The 17,428-nt window shown below is 62.3% G+C and carries 18 protein-coding genes; 12 read left to right on the plus strand and 6 right to left on the minus strand.

Going from position 1 to position 17,428, the window contains the following annotated elements; genetic code table 11:
• From AC0L20_RS12455 to dctP, 4 genes are read right to left on the minus strand one after another with little or no spacing between them, the layout of a single operon-like run.
• Positions 1 to 918 (minus strand): SMP-30/gluconolactonase/LRE family protein, encoded by a 918-nt coding sequence (locus AC0L20_RS12455; RefSeq protein ID WP_473288763.1) that lies wholly within the window; start codon positions 916 to 918, stop codon positions 1 to 3.
• A gap of 13 nt (positions 919 to 931) precedes the next feature.
• The gene (locus AC0L20_RS12460) at positions 932 to 2,239 is read right to left on the minus strand and encodes a TRAP transporter large permease (RefSeq protein WP_473288764.1); all 1,308 of its coding nucleotides are present in this window, start codon (positions 2,237 to 2,239) and stop codon (positions 932 to 934) included.
• Entirely contained in the window at positions 2,236 to 2,790 is a 555-nt protein-coding gene (locus tag AC0L20_RS12465) for a TRAP transporter small permease (protein ID WP_473288765.1), read from the minus strand. The genes AC0L20_RS12460 and AC0L20_RS12465 overlap by 4 nt, the downstream gene beginning before the upstream one ends.
• Before the next feature lie 6 nt (positions 2,791 to 2,796).
• The gene (dctP, locus tag AC0L20_RS12470) at positions 2,797 to 3,795 is read right to left on the minus strand and encodes a TRAP transporter substrate-binding protein DctP (RefSeq protein ID WP_473288766.1); all 999 of its coding nucleotides are present in this window, start codon (positions 3,793 to 3,795) and stop codon (positions 2,797 to 2,799) included.
• Between the two features lie 210 nt (positions 3,796 to 4,005).
• On the opposite strand from dctP, the gene AC0L20_RS12475 reads away from it, so the two are divergent.
• Genes AC0L20_RS12475 through AC0L20_RS12485 form a run of 3 tightly spaced genes read left to right on the plus strand, consistent with a single transcriptional unit; the run spans position 4,006 to position 7,512 of the window.
• The gene (locus tag AC0L20_RS12475; RefSeq protein ID WP_473288767.1) at positions 4,006 to 5,202 is read left to right on the plus strand and encodes a CaiB/BaiF CoA transferase family protein; all 1,197 of its coding nucleotides are present in this window, start codon (positions 4,006 to 4,008) and stop codon (positions 5,200 to 5,202) included.
• A gap of 57 nt (positions 5,203 to 5,259) precedes the next feature.
• Positions 5,260 to 6,408, plus strand: a complete 1,149-nt coding sequence (locus AC0L20_RS12480; RefSeq protein WP_473288768.1) for an acyl-CoA dehydrogenase family protein — start codon at positions 5,260 to 5,262, stop codon at positions 6,406 to 6,408.
• 12 nt (positions 6,409 to 6,420) lie between these two features.
• Positions 6,421 to 7,512: an acyl-CoA dehydrogenase family protein gene (locus tag AC0L20_RS12485; protein ID WP_473288769.1), complete on the plus strand. Its 1,092-nt coding sequence runs from the start codon at positions 6,421 to 6,423 to the stop codon at positions 7,510 to 7,512.
• Here the strand turns inward: AC0L20_RS12485 and AC0L20_RS12490 are convergent.
• Positions 7,509 to 8,339 carry an IclR family transcriptional regulator gene (locus AC0L20_RS12490; protein ID WP_473288770.1) on the minus strand — a complete coding sequence of 277 codons (831 nt, stop codon included), beginning with the start codon at positions 8,337 to 8,339 and terminating at the stop codon, positions 7,509 to 7,511. The genes AC0L20_RS12485 and AC0L20_RS12490 overlap by 4 nt on opposite strands.
• A 217-nt stretch (positions 8,340 to 8,556) precedes the next feature.
• Between AC0L20_RS12490 and AC0L20_RS12495 the strand changes: the two genes are divergently transcribed.
• A complete protein-coding gene (locus tag AC0L20_RS12495) occupies positions 8,557 to 8,934 on the plus strand; it encodes a hypothetical protein (protein WP_473288771.1) in 378 nt (125 codons plus the stop codon).
• On the opposite strand, the gene AC0L20_RS12500 is transcribed toward AC0L20_RS12495, so the two are convergent.
• On the minus strand, positions 8,921 to 9,724 hold the full coding sequence (locus AC0L20_RS12500) for an enoyl-CoA hydratase-related protein (protein WP_473288772.1): 804 nt from the start codon (positions 9,722 to 9,724) through the stop codon (positions 8,921 to 8,923). The two genes, AC0L20_RS12495 and AC0L20_RS12500, sit on opposite strands and share 14 nt — an antisense overlap.
• Positions 9,725 to 9,829: 105 nt before the next feature.
• Here AC0L20_RS12500 and AC0L20_RS12505 point away from each other — a divergent pair, with 105 nt between their 5' ends.
• The 8 genes from AC0L20_RS12505 to AC0L20_RS12540 all read left to right on the plus strand — a co-directional run bounded on the left by AC0L20_RS12505 (position 9,830) and on the right by AC0L20_RS12540 (position 17,416).
• Positions 9,830 to 10,609: an IclR family transcriptional regulator gene (locus tag AC0L20_RS12505; protein WP_473288773.1), complete on the plus strand. Its 780-nt coding sequence runs from the start codon at positions 9,830 to 9,832 to the stop codon at positions 10,607 to 10,609.
• Positions 10,610 to 10,747: 138 nt separating this feature from the next.
• Entirely contained in the window at positions 10,748 to 11,494 is a 747-nt protein-coding gene (locus tag AC0L20_RS12510; RefSeq protein WP_473288774.1) for a dienelactone hydrolase family protein, read from the plus strand.
• Between the two features lie 130 nt (positions 11,495 to 11,624).
• Positions 11,625 to 12,737 (plus strand): ABC transporter substrate-binding protein, encoded by a 1,113-nt coding sequence (locus tag AC0L20_RS12515; RefSeq protein ID WP_473288775.1) that lies wholly within the window; start codon positions 11,625 to 11,627, stop codon positions 12,735 to 12,737.
• A 70-nt stretch (positions 12,738 to 12,807) separates the two neighbouring features.
• Entirely contained in the window at positions 12,808 to 13,650 is an 843-nt protein-coding gene (locus AC0L20_RS12520) for a branched-chain amino acid ABC transporter permease (RefSeq protein ID WP_354218057.1), read from the plus strand.
• Positions 13,651 to 13,672: 22 nt separating this feature from the next.
• Positions 13,673 to 14,686, plus strand: coding sequence for a branched-chain amino acid ABC transporter permease (locus tag AC0L20_RS12525; protein ID WP_473288776.1), 1,014 nt, complete (start codon positions 13,673 to 13,675; stop codon positions 14,684 to 14,686).
• On the plus strand, positions 14,667 to 15,452 hold the full coding sequence (locus AC0L20_RS12530; protein ID WP_473288777.1) for an ABC transporter ATP-binding protein: 786 nt from the start codon (positions 14,667 to 14,669) through the stop codon (positions 15,450 to 15,452). Before AC0L20_RS12525 ends, AC0L20_RS12530 begins: the two co-directional genes overlap by 20 nt.
• Entirely contained in the window at positions 15,442 to 16,155 is a 714-nt protein-coding gene (locus AC0L20_RS12535) for an ABC transporter ATP-binding protein (RefSeq protein ID WP_473288778.1), read from the plus strand. Before AC0L20_RS12530 ends, AC0L20_RS12535 begins: the two co-directional genes overlap by 11 nt.
• Before the next feature lie 37 nt (positions 16,156 to 16,192).
• A complete protein-coding gene (locus AC0L20_RS12540; RefSeq protein WP_473288779.1) occupies positions 16,193 to 17,416 on the plus strand; it encodes a CaiB/BaiF CoA transferase family protein in 1,224 nt (407 codons plus the stop codon).
• The last annotated feature ends 12 nt before the right edge of the window (positions 17,417 to 17,428 follow it).

A 17,428-nucleotide genomic window follows, 5' to 3' on the forward strand; every position in this document is an offset into this window, starting at 1 on the left:
CTACCGATGCGATTCCATGAGCCGTCCAGCAACAGGAACGCGCGCGACCAACACGCAACCGCTCTCGGATTCCGTAATGTAGAGGTTCTTGTTGGCGGAGCCGCCATAGGCCACGTTGGTCGTGGCGAGGCCCTGGCAAGAGCGAACCCGATAGAGCGGTTCGCCGAGGCGGCTGAAGATCCAGACGGTGCCAAGACCGGCGTGGGCGATGGCAAGGTTGTCCTGCTCGTCCATTGCAAGGCCGTCGGGGCCGCCTAGACTGCCTGACAGCTGGATGAATATCCCGACCTTCGATGCGGTGCCGTCAGGCATCAGCGGTATGCGCCAGATGGCATTGCCCCGGGTGGCGGCCACGTAAAGAATGTGTTCGCTGCCGTTCAGCACGAGGCCATTTGGGCTGGGGACGTTGCTGACGATCTGGTCGAGCACTCCGTCCACCCGCAATCGATAGACGCGGCCGGTCGGGTCGTGAATTCCGGTTTGGCCCTGGTCGGTGAAATAGATGTCGCCGTTGCCGGCAAAGACTAGGTCGTTGACGCCCTTGAAGCGCTCGGACCAGCGCCGCTCCAGCAGGGAGCTGACCTTGCCGCTGGCCGGGTCGAGCGTCATGAGGCCGTGGCGATAGTCCGTGATGACGATCCGCCCGTCGCTCGCGAGCTTCAACCCGTTCGGCTCGCCGTCATATTCGGCGACGAGCGTGAATTCTCCGGCGGGCGAGATGCGGAAGATGCGTCCGTAGGGAATGTCCACGATATACAGATTACCGTCGCGGTCGAATGACGGCCCTTCAAGGAAGGAATCCGCCACCAGTCCGCGGCGGTTGACTAACGACCATGCATTGTCGGGGTCTTTGCGTCGAAACTTATCCGGCAGGCGGGCAAAGACCTCAGTCTTGATTTCTTCGGGCGGTGTATACATCAGGGTATCTCGCTCAAGGCACGGCAGTGACTTGCGAAGGCAGCCACATTGCGATTTCGGGGAAGATCACCAGCAGGCCGAGCAGCGCGAACATGATCAGGTGAAACGGGATCGTGCCCGCGACGACGTCGCTCAGCTTGCCCGACCATATGCTCTGGATCACGAACAGGTTGATGCCGATTGGCGGCGAGATCTGGCCCATCTCGATGAACAGCACCAGGACTACGCCGAACCAGATTGGATCGATGCCGTACTGGACCAGGACCGGATAGAGCAGCGGCACCGTGACCACGATCATCCCGAGGCTTTCGACCAGGCAGCCCAACACCGTGTAAAGAACGAACAGGGCGAAGAAGAACTCCAGCCTGGAAAGCTTCAGGTTGACCAGGAACTGCGTAATCTGCTCGCCGACACCGGCATAACTGATCGCGTAGGAGAACAGGAAAGCGGCATAGACGATGAACAGGATGTTGCCGCAGACGCGCACCGTGGTTTGCAAGGCGTGCCACAGAATCGCGACGCTGAACTCGCCCCAGAACACTGCAATGATCATCGCCAGCACGCAGCCGACGGCCGCTGCCTCGGTTGGCGTGACCAGACCCGAATAGATGCTGCCAATGGTTCCGCCGATCAGCACCATGAACGGGATGACGTCGAGCAGGGCCGCGAGCAGTTCTCGACCCGAACGAGCGCCAACCTCGCGCGGAGCGAACTCGGGTCTGAACCAAGCATGTATGGCGATATAGGCCATGAACATCGCGGTCAGCAGCAAGCCCGGCATCACGCCGGCCATGAACAGTTTCGCGACCGACGTCTCGGTGAATGTGCCGTACACGATCATCGCGATGCTCGGCGGGATCAGGATGCCGAGCGTGCCGCCCGCCGCCAGCGAGCCCGCGGACAGGCGCGGACTGTATTTGCGCTTCTGCAATTCAGGAAGCGCGACGCGCCCAATCGACGCGGCGGTGACCACGCTCGAGCCGCTGATGGCGGCGAAGATGGCGCAGCCGGCAATGTTGGTTTGCAGCAGGCCGCCGGGAATCCAGGAAACCAGTTTGGACAGGCCGTGATACACCCGCAAGCTCAGCCGGCTCTCCTGCAGGATCTCGGCCATCAGGATGAACAGCGGGATCGCGCTGAGCGTGAAGCTGTTCATGCTGCCCCAACTGACGAGGCCGATACCCTTCAGTCCAGGCAGACCTGCATGCAGCACCAGATAAAGGACAGATGGGACTGTGATCGAAAACGGGATCGTCATCCCCACGCAGAGCAGCCCGACGAAGATCGCCAGGACAAAGATCAGTTCGACGCCCGGAGTCATGACTGCGCACTCCTGCGAAGGCGGCGAGCCTTGGTGAGTATGGTTCGGAGAAGGGCGAGGCAGAGCAGGAACATGCCGATGGCCATGGTGGTCTGCGGCATCCACAGCGGCGTCTGCAGCGGCGTGGGCGCCACGTCCTCCGCGCGCCACGAGTTCATGACCAGGCGCGTCAGCTGCCAGGTAAGCGACGCGGAGGCGACCAGCGACATCAGGTCGAAGACGATCTGCGACGCCAGCCGGGCGGATTGTCCGAGGCGGGCCTGAACCAGTTCGACCCGGTGAAATGCGCCATGGGCTTCGGCGACCGACATGCTCAGGAAGGTCATGGCCACCAGCAGATAGCCGCCAATCTCATCGGTGATCTGGAGCGATGTCGCAAACAGATTGCGTGCGATCGCCTCTGCTCCGATCAGGATGATCATGGCCATCAGGAAGAGCGCGCAAATCGCTTCTGAGGCGTTCTCGACCGGGCCAGGGCCCGAGGAGACGTTGTCGATGAAGTGGACGGCGCCGTCAGGCGCCACCTCCTTGATCTCCATGCTGCCAGCCATGATCGATTACCGGCCAAGCGCCGCACGAACCTGCTTGAGCGCGGCCGCAGCATCCGGCCCCTTCGATTTTGCCCATTCATCCCAATAGGCCGAAATCGCCTTGGTGCCGACGTCGAGATCGCCGGGTTGCGGCTCGGTCACCGTCATGCCGCCTTCGGCGAACTTCTTGCTGAGGCTGTCTTCCTCGTCCGCCATCGCCTTGGTGATCAGCGGCATGTTGTCGGTGACGGCCTTGCGGACTTTGGCCTGGATCTCCGGCGACAGCTTGTTGAAGCGCTCCTTGTTCACGATGACGACGGAGTTGAAGTAATTGATGCCCAGCCGGTAATTGAACTTGAGCAAGTCCTTCCAGGTGTTACCGCCGCCGGTGTTGGCAGTGAGGACGCCATCGACGATGCTGCGGTCGAGCGCGGACGGAACTTCCGGGGCGCCGAGCGTGACAGGCACGCCGCCGAGCCGCTTGATGAACTCGCCTTGCTCGGGCGATGTCACGCGGATCTTCTGGCCCTTGACTTCGGCTAGCGACGTCAGCTTCTTGCTCGAGAATGCCACTTGGTAGGGATAGAGGTACTGCCCGAGCACTAGAAGGCCCTTCTTTTCGAACGCCTTTTCCAGGTACGGCGCCATGATGTCCGCCGCCTTTTTGTATTCGCCCAGAGACCGGATCAGCATCGGCAGCCGCAGGACGCCGCCAATCGGCACGTTGCCGAGGAAATATCCGTCGTCGCCCATCTGCACGACGTCGTCGCTGACGGCCTGCGTAATCGTGGTGGTATTGATGGGGAGCGAGCCCCCGAGGTGCAGCCGGACCGACAGCTCGCCGCCGGTGTCCTTTTCGATTTGCTCCGCGACGGCACTCATGCCCTTGGCCGCAGCGACTGTCGCCACGGGATTATAGATATAGAGATCCCATTTCTCGGCGGCTGCGGCTGGCACTGTAAGGCCCGCGAATGCAAATGCCCCAGCGATCACGCCCGCAAAATGGCGACGGCTCGTCGATATCATTGTTTTCTCCCAAGTCTTTTTGTGGTTGGGCGAAACTATGTTTGATCGCGTTCCCGCCAGCAAGAGAGCGGAGGGGCGTAATCAATCGCATATGTGATAATTGGCGTGATCGTGCCGAACCGTATTGATCGGATTGCGATCACGTAGAAGTTGGACGTCCCGCGCGGAACGCGCCGGCCGTCGCGGCCAATTGAATGAGAGAGCTTTGGGATGGACACGACCCCTGCAGACGGCCCGTTGGGCGGAATTCGCGTCATCGACCTGACCAACGTGATCATGGGACCGTTTGCGACCCACATCATGGCCGATCTCGGGGCTGACGTGGTCAAGATCGAGAGCGAAGAGGGTGACTCCTTTCGCACCTATCGCCCCAATCGCAACGAAGGCATGGCCGGCGGCTTTCTCCATCTCAACCGCAACAAGCGCAGCGTCTTGCTCGACCTGAAGCAGCCCGCGGGAATGGATGCGCTGCGCAAGCTGATTGCGACAGCCGACGTGTTCGTCCACTCGTTGCGACCCAAGGCCATCGACAAGCTCGGGCTTAGCTATCAGGCCGTCCGCGCCATCAAGCCTGATATCATCTATTGCGGCGCTTACGGGTTCAGCGAGAAGGGGCCCTACCGCGACAAGGCTGCCTATGACGATATCATCCAGGCCGGCTCCGGGCTCGCTGCATTGCATATGGTCGCGCGCGGCGAGCCGGCCTTCATGCCGACGGTGCTGTGCGACAAGCTGTCCGGGCAAGCGATCGCCTATTCGGTGATGGCAGCTCTGTTCCAGCGTGAGCGTGGTGGCGGAGGGCAGGCCATCGAAGTGCCGATGTTCGAGACCACGGCGGAGTTCGCCTATATCGAGCATTTGCTCGGCTTTGCCTTCGAGCCGTCGCTCGGCGACCCCGGCTATGCCCGCGTCGTCAGCCCGCGCCGCAAGCCGTTTCGCACCGGCGACGGTTATATGTGCATCCTACCCTATTCGGATCGCAACTGGCGCGACTTCTTCGACTTCGTTGGGCGCCCGGAAATGAAGTACGACGCCCGCTTCTTTCCGCTGGTCGAGCGAGTAGCCCATCTTGAGACACTCTACGAGATCATCGAGCAAGAAGCCCCTCGGCATTCTACGGCCTTATGGGTGTCGTTCTGCGACGACGTCAGCATTCCCTGTATGCCCGTCCTGGGTCTCGCCGATCTGCCAAACGACGAACACATGAAGGCGGTCGAGATGTTCAGCCGCGCCGAGCATCCATCGGAGGGAGCATACAAGTCGATACGGGCGCCGGTGTCCTTTAGCTCCTCGCCGTTCCGAGTTCGCCGCCATGCGCCGCGGTTGGGCGAACATACGGCCGAGTTGCTCGCGGAGATCGGAGTGCATGTGCCGGAGACAATCTCCCCGAGCGGCAAGAGCAAGTGAGGCGGGTTGATGATGGATATTGTGCCAAATGACGATTTTGGACGAATGGAGGCTTGAATGCGCGCGTTCCGGTTCGAATCTCTGACCTTACCGCCCGAAGCAGACGCGATGCGGCGCAAGGTCCGCGCCTTCCTGAAAGAGGAGCGTGACGGCGGTCGCTACGCCGCACACCGGACATCCTGGTCGACATTCGATCCGGAGTTCAGCAAGCGCGCCGCCAAGGCGGGCTTTATCGGCATGACCTGGCCGAAACGCTATGGCGGTGAAGAATACTCCAACTTGCAGCGCTTCGTCGTGACCGAAGAGATGCTGGCGGCCGGCGCGCCGGGCGGCGCGCACTGGATCGCGGATCGGCAGTCCGGTCCGCAGATTCTCAAGCATGGCAGCGAGCGGGCGCGCGAGCTGATTTTGCCTAGGATTGCCGCGGGCGAGTGCTATTTCGGCATCGGCATGAGCGAACCCGATTCCGGCTCCGACCTTGCGGCCGCCCGCACCAAGGCGGACAAGGTCGAAGGTGGCTGGGTGATCAACGGTACCAAGATCTGGACCTCGAACGCGCATCGCGTCCACTACCTGATCGTGCTGGCTCGCACCGAGCCGCCCAGCGAGAACCGTCACGCCGGCTTGTCCCAGTTCATCGTGGATACGGGCTCGGAAGGCATCGAGATCAGGGCGATCATGAACCTGTCGGGAGGGCACGAGTTCAACGAGGTATTCTTCAAGAACTGCTTCGTTCCCGACGACATGATGATCGGAAAACCCGGCGAAGGCTGGACGCGCGTGACGGGCGAGTTGGCGTTCGAGCGCGCTGGCCCGGATCGCTTTATGTCGGATATCAGGCTTCTCGTCGAACTCGTCGACAAGATCGGGCGCGAGCCGAATGAGCGGCAGGCGGTCGAGATCGGCCGGCTCGCGGCTCACTTCGCCACGTTGCGCCGGATGTCGTCGTCGATTGCCGGGCTATTGGAGCGTGGCGAAAGTCCGGTCACCGAAGCTGCACTGGTCAAGGATGTCGGCACGGCATTCGAGCGGGAAGTTCCGGAAGCGGTGCGGAAGCTGTTGCCGGTCGAGGCAAGTCTCGATGATGACGACGAGTATTCGCAGGCGATGGCACATGTGTTGCTGCACGCGCCATCGTTCACCATTCGCGGCGGCACGCCGGAAATCCTGCGCGGGATGATTGCCCGCGGTCTTGGTCTGCGCTAACGGGGAAATGCCATGGAAGACATGTCCGCCATTGTGCTTGAACAGGCCGATCGCCTCTTTGCGCAACACATCGACAAGAAAGTTCTCTCCGCAGCCGACGCCGGGCAATGGCCCGATGAGCTCTGGGGCGCCGTGGAAGATGCCGGCCTGCCGTTGGCGCTGGTGGCCGAATTGAAGGGCGGCGCAGGGCTCGCGGCCGACGTTGGGGCAAACCTGATCCGCAGGTCCGCATTTCATTCCGCGCCGCTGCCGCTGGCGGAGACCATGATCGCCAACGCACTCTGGACCGACGCGGGTGGCGAAGTCATCGCAGGCGCGGTGACGCTTGCGCCGGTTAATCCGAAGGATCGTATCACGCTCGTCTCGGGTGCAGCAGGCATGGCTTTGCAAGGTATCGCCCGGCATGTCGCCTGGGGCCAGCAGGCTCCGACCGCGCTTGTCCTTGCACGCGACGCGAACGGCAAGGCCTTCCTCTGCCGCGTGCCGACTGCCAAAGCGCGTTCGAACAAGACGCGGCGCAACGTCGCCTACGAGCCGCGCGAAGGTGTCGACTTCAGCGGCGTGCAGTTGGCCGTGAGCGATGTCCTGCCGGCGCCCGCCTGTATCGGAGCTGACGGCCTGATGCCATTCGGCGCGGCTATCCGCGTGCAGCAGATGATCGGCGGGATGGAACGGTGCATGGATTATGCGCTGTCCTACGCCAATGAGCGCGTGCAGTTCGGCCGTCCGATCGCGAAATTCCAGGCGATCCAGCACATGCTGGCAATCGCGGCAGGCCACTTCGCCGCGGCGTCGGCGGCAGGCGACGCCCTGACGGAGTCGCCGCGGCTGGGCGACGACGCGCTGGCTGTGGCGATTGCAAAATCACGATGCGGTGAATCTGCCGGTCAGGTCGCGGCCCTGAGCCATCAGGTCCATGGCGCAATGGGGTTTACCCAGGAACACCCGCTGCACTACGCCACCCGGCGGCTCTGGTCGTGGCGCGACGAATGGGGCGCGGAGCCCTGGTGGCAGGAAAAGATCGGCCGGATGATCTGCGCGCAAGGCGGCGAGGGCCTATGGCCGCTGCTCGTCGAGCGGCCGGCAGCCGCCGGCGCGGCCTAAATTGAGGCTGTGGGGCGAAGATAGCGCTGCACGACATCGTTGAGCAGCGTGACGATCTCCGTCTGCCGCCGCGTGATGTCCTGGAGAGGGCCGGATACCGCGACCGCAAGCGCGCGGTTCCAGCCGTCGATGCCCTCGGGCAGCGGCACGGCAATCGATCCCGCGCCCGGCGTGACGAGGCCGGCCGAGAAGAAGAACCCCTCACGCCGCGTGCGCTCGACGTTTTCCAGCACCTGATTGATGTCGATCCGGGATATGTCGAGCGCGGCTTCCGCGTTGGTGCGCGTGCACAAGCTGCGGATCTCCTTGTCGCTGCTCGAAGTCAGTAGCGAAAACCCGGTGGCCGACCAGACCACGAGGCGTCTGGACCCGGGCGGGACATGAAAGCGCATGGTCGCGCGGGCCTGCAAAACGTGAATATACTGCGCATAGATTCCGCTCCGCGCGGCGATGATGACGGTGTCGCCCGTTTTATGGGACAGCTCTTCGAGCATTCGCATCAGGCTGCCGTTTCTGACGGGGCCCTTGTCGAGCCAGGTCCCGAGCAGGGTGACGCGCGGCGAGGGCAGGAAGCTGCGGCTTTCCTGCAGATAATCCATGTAGCCGAGCTCGACGAGGCAGTTGAGCAAGATCGAGGTCGACGATTGCGGAAATCCCAGCCGCTCGGCCACTTCGGCCACGCGCGCGTCCCGCTGAATCTCGTCGAAGAACTCCAGAACTCGCAGCACACGTCCCGCAGACTTGACCGATCCCGCGGCCGGCGGGCCGTAGCTCGTGGCTTCCGTGATCTGATCGTCCGCTGTCGCTCTCTTGCTTTTTTTGGCCATCGTCTGATTGTGCCGGCTATACTGCGGCGATCCGGTGATGCCGAGTGGACATTCTGATTTCATGTCTATCTGACGGCAGGTTAGTCGGGTCGCGCAGGCAGGTCCAGCCGAGTGCATCGACAGGGCCGGTATCCCGTTTCAGCGTAACCGTGATGACTTCCACATCGTGCTCGGCTCTAATATACGGCGACGGTGAATCGTAGCGTCTGAGTCGCTTGTGAGTTTCCAGCTTTCGATCCTGAAGATTCTCGACGGCCAGACCGACGGACGCGCCAGCCTCGAGGTCATCAAGCAGCACCTTGCCATCCTCTATACGAGTGGCCAGGAATGGACCGGACGGATGAATCGGCTCGCCGAACGTGCGCCGGATCTTGATATCTTCGGCCAGAAGCTGGTCGTGCGCGAACCGGGCGTGTGGAGCATCACCGAGGAAGGCCGCAGCTTTCTCGTCATCCTCGAGCGGCCCGCCGCGGTCCATCGCGAAATTGCGTCCGCCGAGCCGAGCCCGGCCGTCCCGATTACGGGGGGCAAGCACTCGGCCGGTACCGCATTTTCGTTGAACGAGGCATGCGCCCTCGCGCTCACCTGCCGGTGAAGCGCGGCGCCCGCTTCTCGATGAAATGGGCAACGCCCTCTTTGAAGTCTTCCGTCCCGCGGCAGATCGCGACTTCGCTGTTCGCGAGCTGCGTGGCTTCGGCCAGGGTTTGCCGGGGAGCCGCGGTCAGTTGCTGCTTGATGATCCGCATCGAGCGGGGGGAGCAGAGTTTGGCGAAGTCTGAGGCCGTCTGTTGCACGGTCTCGCGAAAAGTATCCGCGGGCAGCATTCTGACCAGGCCGAGCCGCTCGGCTTCCGCCGCCTCGACCACGCGCCCCGAAAGAAGAAGGTCCGCCGCGTTCATCGGTCCGATGAGCTGACGCAACATCCAGGCGCTGCCGTGCTCCGCGATCAGGCCGCGCCGGGCAAAGGACGTGGTCAGCTTTGCGCCAGCTGCCATGAAGCGGAGATCGCAATACAGAGCGATGCAAAGACCGACGCCCGCGATCGCGCCATTGATGCCCGCAATGATCGGTTTGGGAACGGCGAGCAGGTAGCTGTAGCGCTGCGCCAGATCGTCGTCGCTTATGGGTGGAACGACGGGTGCGGCGGCTGCGGTTCCCGATGACGTGTCGGAGAGGCGGCCCATGTCGGCGCCGGCGCAGAAGCCCCGGCCCGCGCCGGTGATCACGATCGCGCGCACGCCGTCGTCCTCGGACGCGATCGCCATCAGGCGGCGCAGCTCGCTCTCCATGACTGGCGTCCAGGCGTTCATCTTGTCCGGTCGGTCGAACGTGATCGTCGCGACGCCATCGGACACTTCGAACTTCATCTGCTCGGCAGAAACCATGGTGACCTCCGTTGTCAATCTTTCTAGCAAACGCTGGAATTCGGCGAAATGGCTTTCGTATAAGAGAAAAGTTTTCTATCTATGTGAAAAAACAAGCGAGGAAGCATGTCCAAAGAGGTCATCAAGACGGCCAAGCGGCTGTTCGAGATCCTGGAATATTTCGATGAAGTGCAGCGGCCCTTGAGTCTCAAGGAGGTCGCGCTGCGATTGGGCTACCCCGTCTCAAGCGCGTCCGCGGTCCTCAAGAGCATGGTGGTGCTCGGTTATGTCGACTTTGACCGCTATTCGCGGACCTACATGCCGACGATGCGGATCGTGCAGCTAGCGCACTGGGTGCAGGGCGCGCTTTTCGGCGAGCGCGGAATTTCGGCGCTGGTGAACCACCTCAACAAGGAAACCGAAGAGACCGTCAGCATCGCAACGCAGAGCGACCTGTACATGCAATATATCCATGTACAGCCTTCGCCGCGCACGATCCAGTTTTCGATCAAGCCTGGGACGATCCGGCCGCTCGCGCGTTCGGGCCTCGGATGGATGCTGCTGAGCGCGCGATCGGACGAGACAATCGAGAAGCTCGTGCGCCGCATCAATTTCGAGGAGGAAGACCGAAAGAAGAAGGTCGACCTGAAGGAGCTGATGCAGAAGCTCCGCAAGATCCGCAAGGATGGTTACGTCATCTCCCTTCACACTGTAACGGCCGGAGCGGGCGTCATCGGGATGTTGTTGCCGGAGCGGCGCCACGGCCGCATCCTGGCGATCGGCGTCGGCGGTCCGGTCGAACGACTGGTATCCAAGCGAACTCAGATCCTGAGATCGCTGCGCGAAGGCATCGACAAATTCGTTACGCGTGAGGATCGCGCATCCGCGACAAATGCCCGCAACTGAACAGAACAATTTTCACATATCTGTAAATACGCACGCATATCTGTAATGCTCTGGCTTTCAGCTACGTCCCGGCACATTCTTCCGCCCACTCCACGCCTCGAAGGCGCGGGGATACAAAATGGTTAGAAGGGTGGAGTCGTGCAGGAGAAGGTCGTCGATCTGAAAACCAAGGACGGGGTGATGAACACGTACGTGTTTCACCCGGACCGTCCAGGACCGTTCCCTGTCGTCATCTTCTATATGGACTCGGTCGGCGTCCGCGAGGAGCTGTCCGACATGTGCCGACGTCTGGCGACAGTCGGCTATTACGTCGTCATGCCGAACATGTACTACCGCATGGTCCGCTGCGTCGATCTCGACGCGAACCGGCTGTGGGACCCCGCCTGCGCTGATAAGCTGGAGTTCATGTGGAAGCTCAACCGCCACCTTACCAACACCATGGTGATGGAAGACACCCAGGCTATATTCGACTTTCTCGCCAATGAGCCGGCTGCGCGACAGGGCAAGACGGGATGCGTCGGTTATTGCATGAGCGGCCGCTACGTCTATCGCGCGATGGGCGTGTTTCCCGATCGCATGGCCGCCGGCGCCTCCGTCTACGGCGCGCGCCTCGTCACTGACCAGCCGGACTCCGCCCATCTCGTCACCGACAAGATCGAGGGCGAGATCTACTTTGCGCTGGCCGAGCATGATCACTACGCGCCTCCCGAGATGCTCGAGCAGGTATCGCGGGCGATCAAGACGACCGGCATCAACGGGCGGATGGAATACTATCCGGAAGCCGAACACGGCTTCGCTTTTGCAACCCGGCGCCTCTACCACAAGGCCAGCACCGAGCGGCATTGGGAGCGCCTGTTCGATCTCTTTCAGCGCAATCTGAATTGAGCTCGGGCACTGAGTTCATCAGAAATCAAAGGAGCCGCCGCGTTGCCGCGGGCTGGCGAGACAAATCATAGGGGGAAGAACGATGAAGCGTGCGGATCGCCGAAATGTAATGTTGTCTTTGGGGGCCATCGTGGCGGCGACTGTGCAGCTCGCTTACGCGCCCGGCGCGATGGCGGCTGACCCGGTCAAGATCGGCCTTGCGCTGCCTCTGAGCGGCGCAGCGGCGACTTATGGGCAGGAATTGCAGCGCGGCGCTGAATATGCAGCCGACCTCGTCAACCAGCGCGGCGGCATTCTCGGCGGCCGGAAGATCGAACTGGTCTTCGAGGATGAGAAGGGCTCGCCCCAAGGCGGCGTCGCCGCGGTCCAGAAGCTGATGTCGGTGGGGCGCGTGAAAGCGATAACCGGGGGGACGAACAGCTCGGTCGTGCTTGCCGAGTCTTCGGTCACTAAGAAGCGTATCCTGCAAGTAAACGCTGGCGCGCAGGCTGATGCGATCACCGATCAGGGCAGTCCCTGGCTGTTTCAAATCAACAACACGGTGTCGCTCAACTCCGAATCGTTCAATGCCTACATCGTCAAGACGCTAAAGCCGAAGACGGTCGCCTACATGGGCGAGAATTCCGAGTTCAACAAGACGGTCCTTGAGAAACTCAAGGCGAGCCTCCAGTCCGCAGGCATTGAGCTGGTGAGCATCTCTACTTATGACGCCGAGACTAACGATTTCACGTCCATTCTCACCAAGATCAAGGCGAGCAGTCCGGACATGATCTACGTCGCCGACGCCTATCCGGCGCGCGCCGCACAACTGTGGAAGCAGGTGCGCCAGCTCGGCGGCTTCAAGATCGAGGTGATGTCGCCAGGCGTGGTGACGCCGGGCATGATCAAGCCATCGGAGGGCGCCATGAACGGCGTCATTACGGGAGAGATATTCATGGCATCAGATCCCGGCACCGAAGGCAAGGAGTTCGTCGAGAACTATCAGAAGAAGTTCAACTCCTCTCCGGGAAAAGGTGAGCTTGTGATCTTCGAGGCGATTAATCTCATCGCCGCCGCGATGGACAAAGCCGGTACCGACAGCGACTACGACAAGATCTCGAAAGTCATCCGCGAAAACTCCTGGCCGAGCCCGAGGGGACTGCTCAAGTTCGACGAGAAGGGCAGGGCGCGGGCGCCGTACTTCTACATCCAACGAGTCGAAAACGGGGCTGTCGTCCAAGTCGAGCGCGTCAGCTCGAACTGACGATCGCGCGGATCAAATTTAGAAGGCACGTACGGCTTTGGAACTTCTGGTTCAAACCCTCGTCAACGGATTGGTGCTTGGCGCCGGCTATGCCGTCATCGCCGTAGGCCTGACGCTGATCTTCGGAATCGTGGGCATTGCAAACTTCGCCCATGGTGCGTTCTTCGCCATGGGCGGCTATGCCTGCTACCTGCTGACGTCGCGAGGCATGAACTATTTCATCGCTGTTCCGTTGTCGGTGCTGATCGTTGTGGCCATTGGCGCCGTCACTGAATGGGTCGTCATCCGTCGCAGCCTGTATGGCGATTCACATCACGGCTCACTGATCGTCACGTTCGCGCTCGGTCAGGCGGCGGTGGCCGGATTGATCCTGATCTTCGGGCCGGACCCGCTCCCGGTGACATCGCCGCTCGGACAAAGCACGATGCGATTTCTCGGTATCTTCGTGACGTCGCAACGCGCGTTCATCTTTGTCTGTTCAGTTCTCGTGCTCGGCGCGCTCGGTCTGTGGCTCCGTCTGAGCATAAAGGGCCAGCAGGTCGTGGCCGTCGCCCAGAACGCGCGTGGCGCGCTCTATTCCGGCATTGATGTTCCCTGGATCCGCGCGCTGGCCTTCGTGCTAGGCGTCGCCGCCGCTGGTCTTGCAGGCGCGCTGTTGGCTCCGATCTCGACGATCTATCCGACCATGGGATACAGCGCCTTGATCGTCGGCTTCACGGTCGTCATCCTGGGCGGGATGGGCAGTATTCCGGGCGCGATGCTGGGTGCGCTTCTGATCGGTGTCGCCAACGCGCTGTTCGAAACTTACGTCTCTGTCTCGTGGACGCCCGCGCTGGGCTGGGGCCTCGTCATCGCCACGCTGCTGTTCCGACCGCAAGGACTGCTTGGCCAAGTCCAGCAGCATCGGCACTGAGATGGCAATCCAGGATTTCGGCATGACGATGGACAGGAAGCGGGCCGGCGCCATGAACGGCGAAAGGGCCGGGCGCGCCGCGCGAGAGGCCATTTACGTCGCATGCGCAGTCGCGGCCATCGCGGCGTTCGCCTTCGCGTTCACCGACCCGTTCGTGGTGACCCTCGCCGGGTACACCTGTGCGTTCGCCCTGTTTGCTCTGAGCATCAACATCATCCTCGGCGGCGTCGGCGAGGTGCCGCTCGGCCAATGCCTGTTTTTCGGCGTCGGCGCTTACGGCGCGGCGATCGGAATGGGCAAGCTCGGGCTGCCGTTCGAGGTCGCGGTACTGATCGCGCTCGTGCTTTCCGTGGTGCTGGCCGCCATCATTGGCGTCATCACGCTGCGTCTGACCGGCGCCTATTTCTCGATCGTGTCCTGGGGCCTGACCGGCGTCGCCATGGTCGCAGCAACGAATCTCGAGGAGATCACCGGGGGACCGCTCGGCCTGTTCGGCTTTCCGCCGATCGAGATCGGTTCGCTCCAGCTGTCGGATCCGCAGACCTACTTCGCGGTCACCGCCACCATTCTTCTGCTTGCGATCGTCTTCCTGGTGGCCCTGCGCCGGTCTCCTTTCGGCGCCGCCATGGACAGTGTCCGCCAGAATCCTCATCTCGCGCGCTCGGTCGGCGTCGATGTGGCGCGCGTCCGGCTTAAGGCTTTCATGCTGAGCGCGCCGTTTGCCGCGCTGGCTGGTGCGCTCGCCGTTCCCTACACGCAGATTGTCACGCCCGAGGTCTTCAGCGTCGCGAACACGGTGGACGGGCTCCTGATGGTTCTGCTGGGCGGCGCGCAGCTGGTGGTCGGACCGGTGATCGGCGCGGCGATGTTCACGCTGATACCGCAGGCTATGAACCTCGATCCGAACGTGAGGATCCTGGTGTTCTCGTCGATCATCATCCTGATCATGATGTTTGCCCCCGGCGGACTGCATCAACTGGGCGTTGCTCTGCGTGACCGGCTCGGAAGGAGGACAGATGACGATCGCAGCCGCTGAGCGTCCCATCGTCTCGGCCCGGGACATCGTCAAGCGATATGGCGGCGTGACGGCCCTGAACGGCGTCAGCCTCGATGTCGAGGAAGGCGAAATCTTTGGCATTATCGGCCCGAATGGTGCGGGCAAGTCGACGCTGTTCGACATCCTCTGCGGCATCACCGTGCCGACCAGCGGATCGATCCGCATCATGGGAAGCGAGATCTCGGGGATGCCGCCGCATCTCATCGCGCGCTCAGGCGTCGCCCGAACCTTTCAGAGAACTGCGGTGTTCGCCGAAAGCACGGTGCTGGAAAATCTCCTGTTCGGGCGCCATGCGAGCTTTCACCACGGCGTCCTTGGCCGGATCGTCGGCAGCAAGTGCTATGTCCGGGATCAGCAGGCCTTCCAGGCCCGCGTCGAGGAGGTTCTTGCGCTGATCGGCCTCGACGGAGAGCGGCACCGGAAGGCCGGCGTGCTAGCCTATGGCGTGCAGCGCCGGCTGGCCGTCGGAATCGCACTGATGTCCGATCCGAAGATCATGTTCCTCGACGAGCCCGCCGCTGGCATGAACGGGCGCGAGACCGCCGACTTCATCGCCCTGATCCGTGCGATCGCACCGGGGCGGACCATCCTGATCGTCGAGCACGACATGGCGGTCATCCGGCAGCTCTGCGGCCGCGCGCTCGTCGTCGTCGACGGCAAGCCTGTCGTGGTCGACGCGCCGCATCACGTTCTCAGTCATCAGGAAGTCGTGACCGCCTATTTGGGGGCTGACGATGACGAGTGATGGCACGCTGCTGACCGTCAAGGACGTCTCGGCGGCTTACGGCAAGGTCGTCGCGCTCCGCGGCGTCTCGCTCTCCGTCAACCGCGGCGAGATCGTCGCCATCCTCGGCGCCAACGGCGCGGGTAAAACCACGTTGTTGAACGCGATCTCCGGCATCCTGCCGATCACTGCGGGCCGCATCGAGTTCGCGGATCAGCGCATCGACGGGCGCAAGCCCTGGACGCTCAGCCGGGCCGGCATCAGCCACGTCCCCGAAGGGCGCGAGATCTTTCCGTCGATGACGGTCGAGGCGAATTTGAAGATCGTCGACGCATTCGGCAACGGTCCCGTGTTTACGGTCGATGACGTGCTCAACATGTTTCCGCGCCTGCGCGAGCGTTTCCGGCAGGCCGCCGGAAATCTCAGCGGCGGCGAGCAGCAGATGCTGGCGATCGGCCGCGGCTTGATGGCGCGTCCGCGGCTCATCCTGTTCGATGAGCCGTCACTCGGTCTGTCGCCGTTCTTCTCCAAATTCGTGCTCGGCGCGATCGGAGCGCTGCGGGCCAAGGGCCTCTCGGCGCTTCTGGTCGAGCAGAATATGCGCGCGGCGCTCAAGATTGCCGACCGGGCCTATGTGCTCAGAGTGGGCTCGATCGTGCGCGAAGGAATGGCCGGCGAAATCGCTGATGCCCCCGACATCCAGGAAGCCTATCTCGGCGCTTAGCGGACATAGCTCTTTGCAAGGGATTTGAGACAGACACATGCAGGGTCGACGCAATCTTCCGCTCGATGGCCTTACGGTCATCGATCTTGGTCAGGTCTATCAGGGCCCTTACGCAACTTATCTGATGGCCAAGGCCGGGGCCCAGGTAATCAAGATCGAGCCGCTTGCCGGAGAACCGGTTCGTCAGCGCGACAGCGTCAGTCGCGGGTCGGGCGCACCGTTCGCGATGCTGAACGGTCACAAGAAGTGCATCACGCTGGATCTGAAATCCGCGAAGGGCAAAGAGATCCTCAAGCGCCTGGTCAAGGACGCCGATGTCCTGCTGGAAAACTACGCGCCGGGCGTGATGGATCGGCTCGGGATCGGCTGGTCCGTGCTGCACGAGCTCAATCCCCGGCTAGTCTATGCGTCGGGATCCGGTTACGGACTGTCGGGCCCGGATAAGGACAATCTGGCCATGGACGTGACTGTGCAGGCCGTGTCGGGGCTCATGAGCGTTACCGGCTTTCCGGATAGCCCGCCCGTCAAGGCCGGTCCGGCGCTGGTCGATTTCATGAGCGGAATTCACCTCTATGCCGGGGTGATGACGGCGTTGTACGAGCGGCAGATCACGGGCGTCGGCCGGCTGGTGGAGGTGGCGATGCAGGAGGCCGTGTTTCCCGCGCTCGCCTCGAACCTGGCCTACATGTACGACATCGGCAGGGCACCCCCGCGCACCGGCAATAGACACGGCGGGCTCTCCGCGGCGCCATACAATGTCTATCCGGCGAGTGACGGCTACATCGCGATCATTGCGACCAACGACAAGCATTGGGGCAATCTACTGCAAGCGATCGGACGGACCGAACTCGCGGACGATCCGCGATTCCGCGACAAGGTCGCGCGCGTTCGCAACATGGACGAAACCGACCAGTTGATCGCGGACTGGAGTTCGAAGATCACCCGCGAGGAGGCCTGCGCTGCACTGGCGAAATTCAAGGTGCCGTCCGCACCGGTCCGCGACCTAGAAGAGGTGTGCAACGACCGACACATGCATTCACGCGGCATGCTGGAATGGATCGAGCATCCGCAGTTCGGGCGGATCGTCATTCCGGACAGCCCGATCCGCATTCACGGCGCGGACAGGCTGCCGGCCGCGGTCTCCTCCAGATTGGGCGCGAACACCGATGAGGTGCTGTCGTCGATGCTCGACATGTCGGAGCCCGAGATCGCTACGCTGCGGGGCGAGGGCGTGATCGGCCCGCGCCCCCCATCCACATAGTGAGAGAATGAC

The organism is Bradyrhizobium sp. Kon58, from assembly GCF_055807455.1.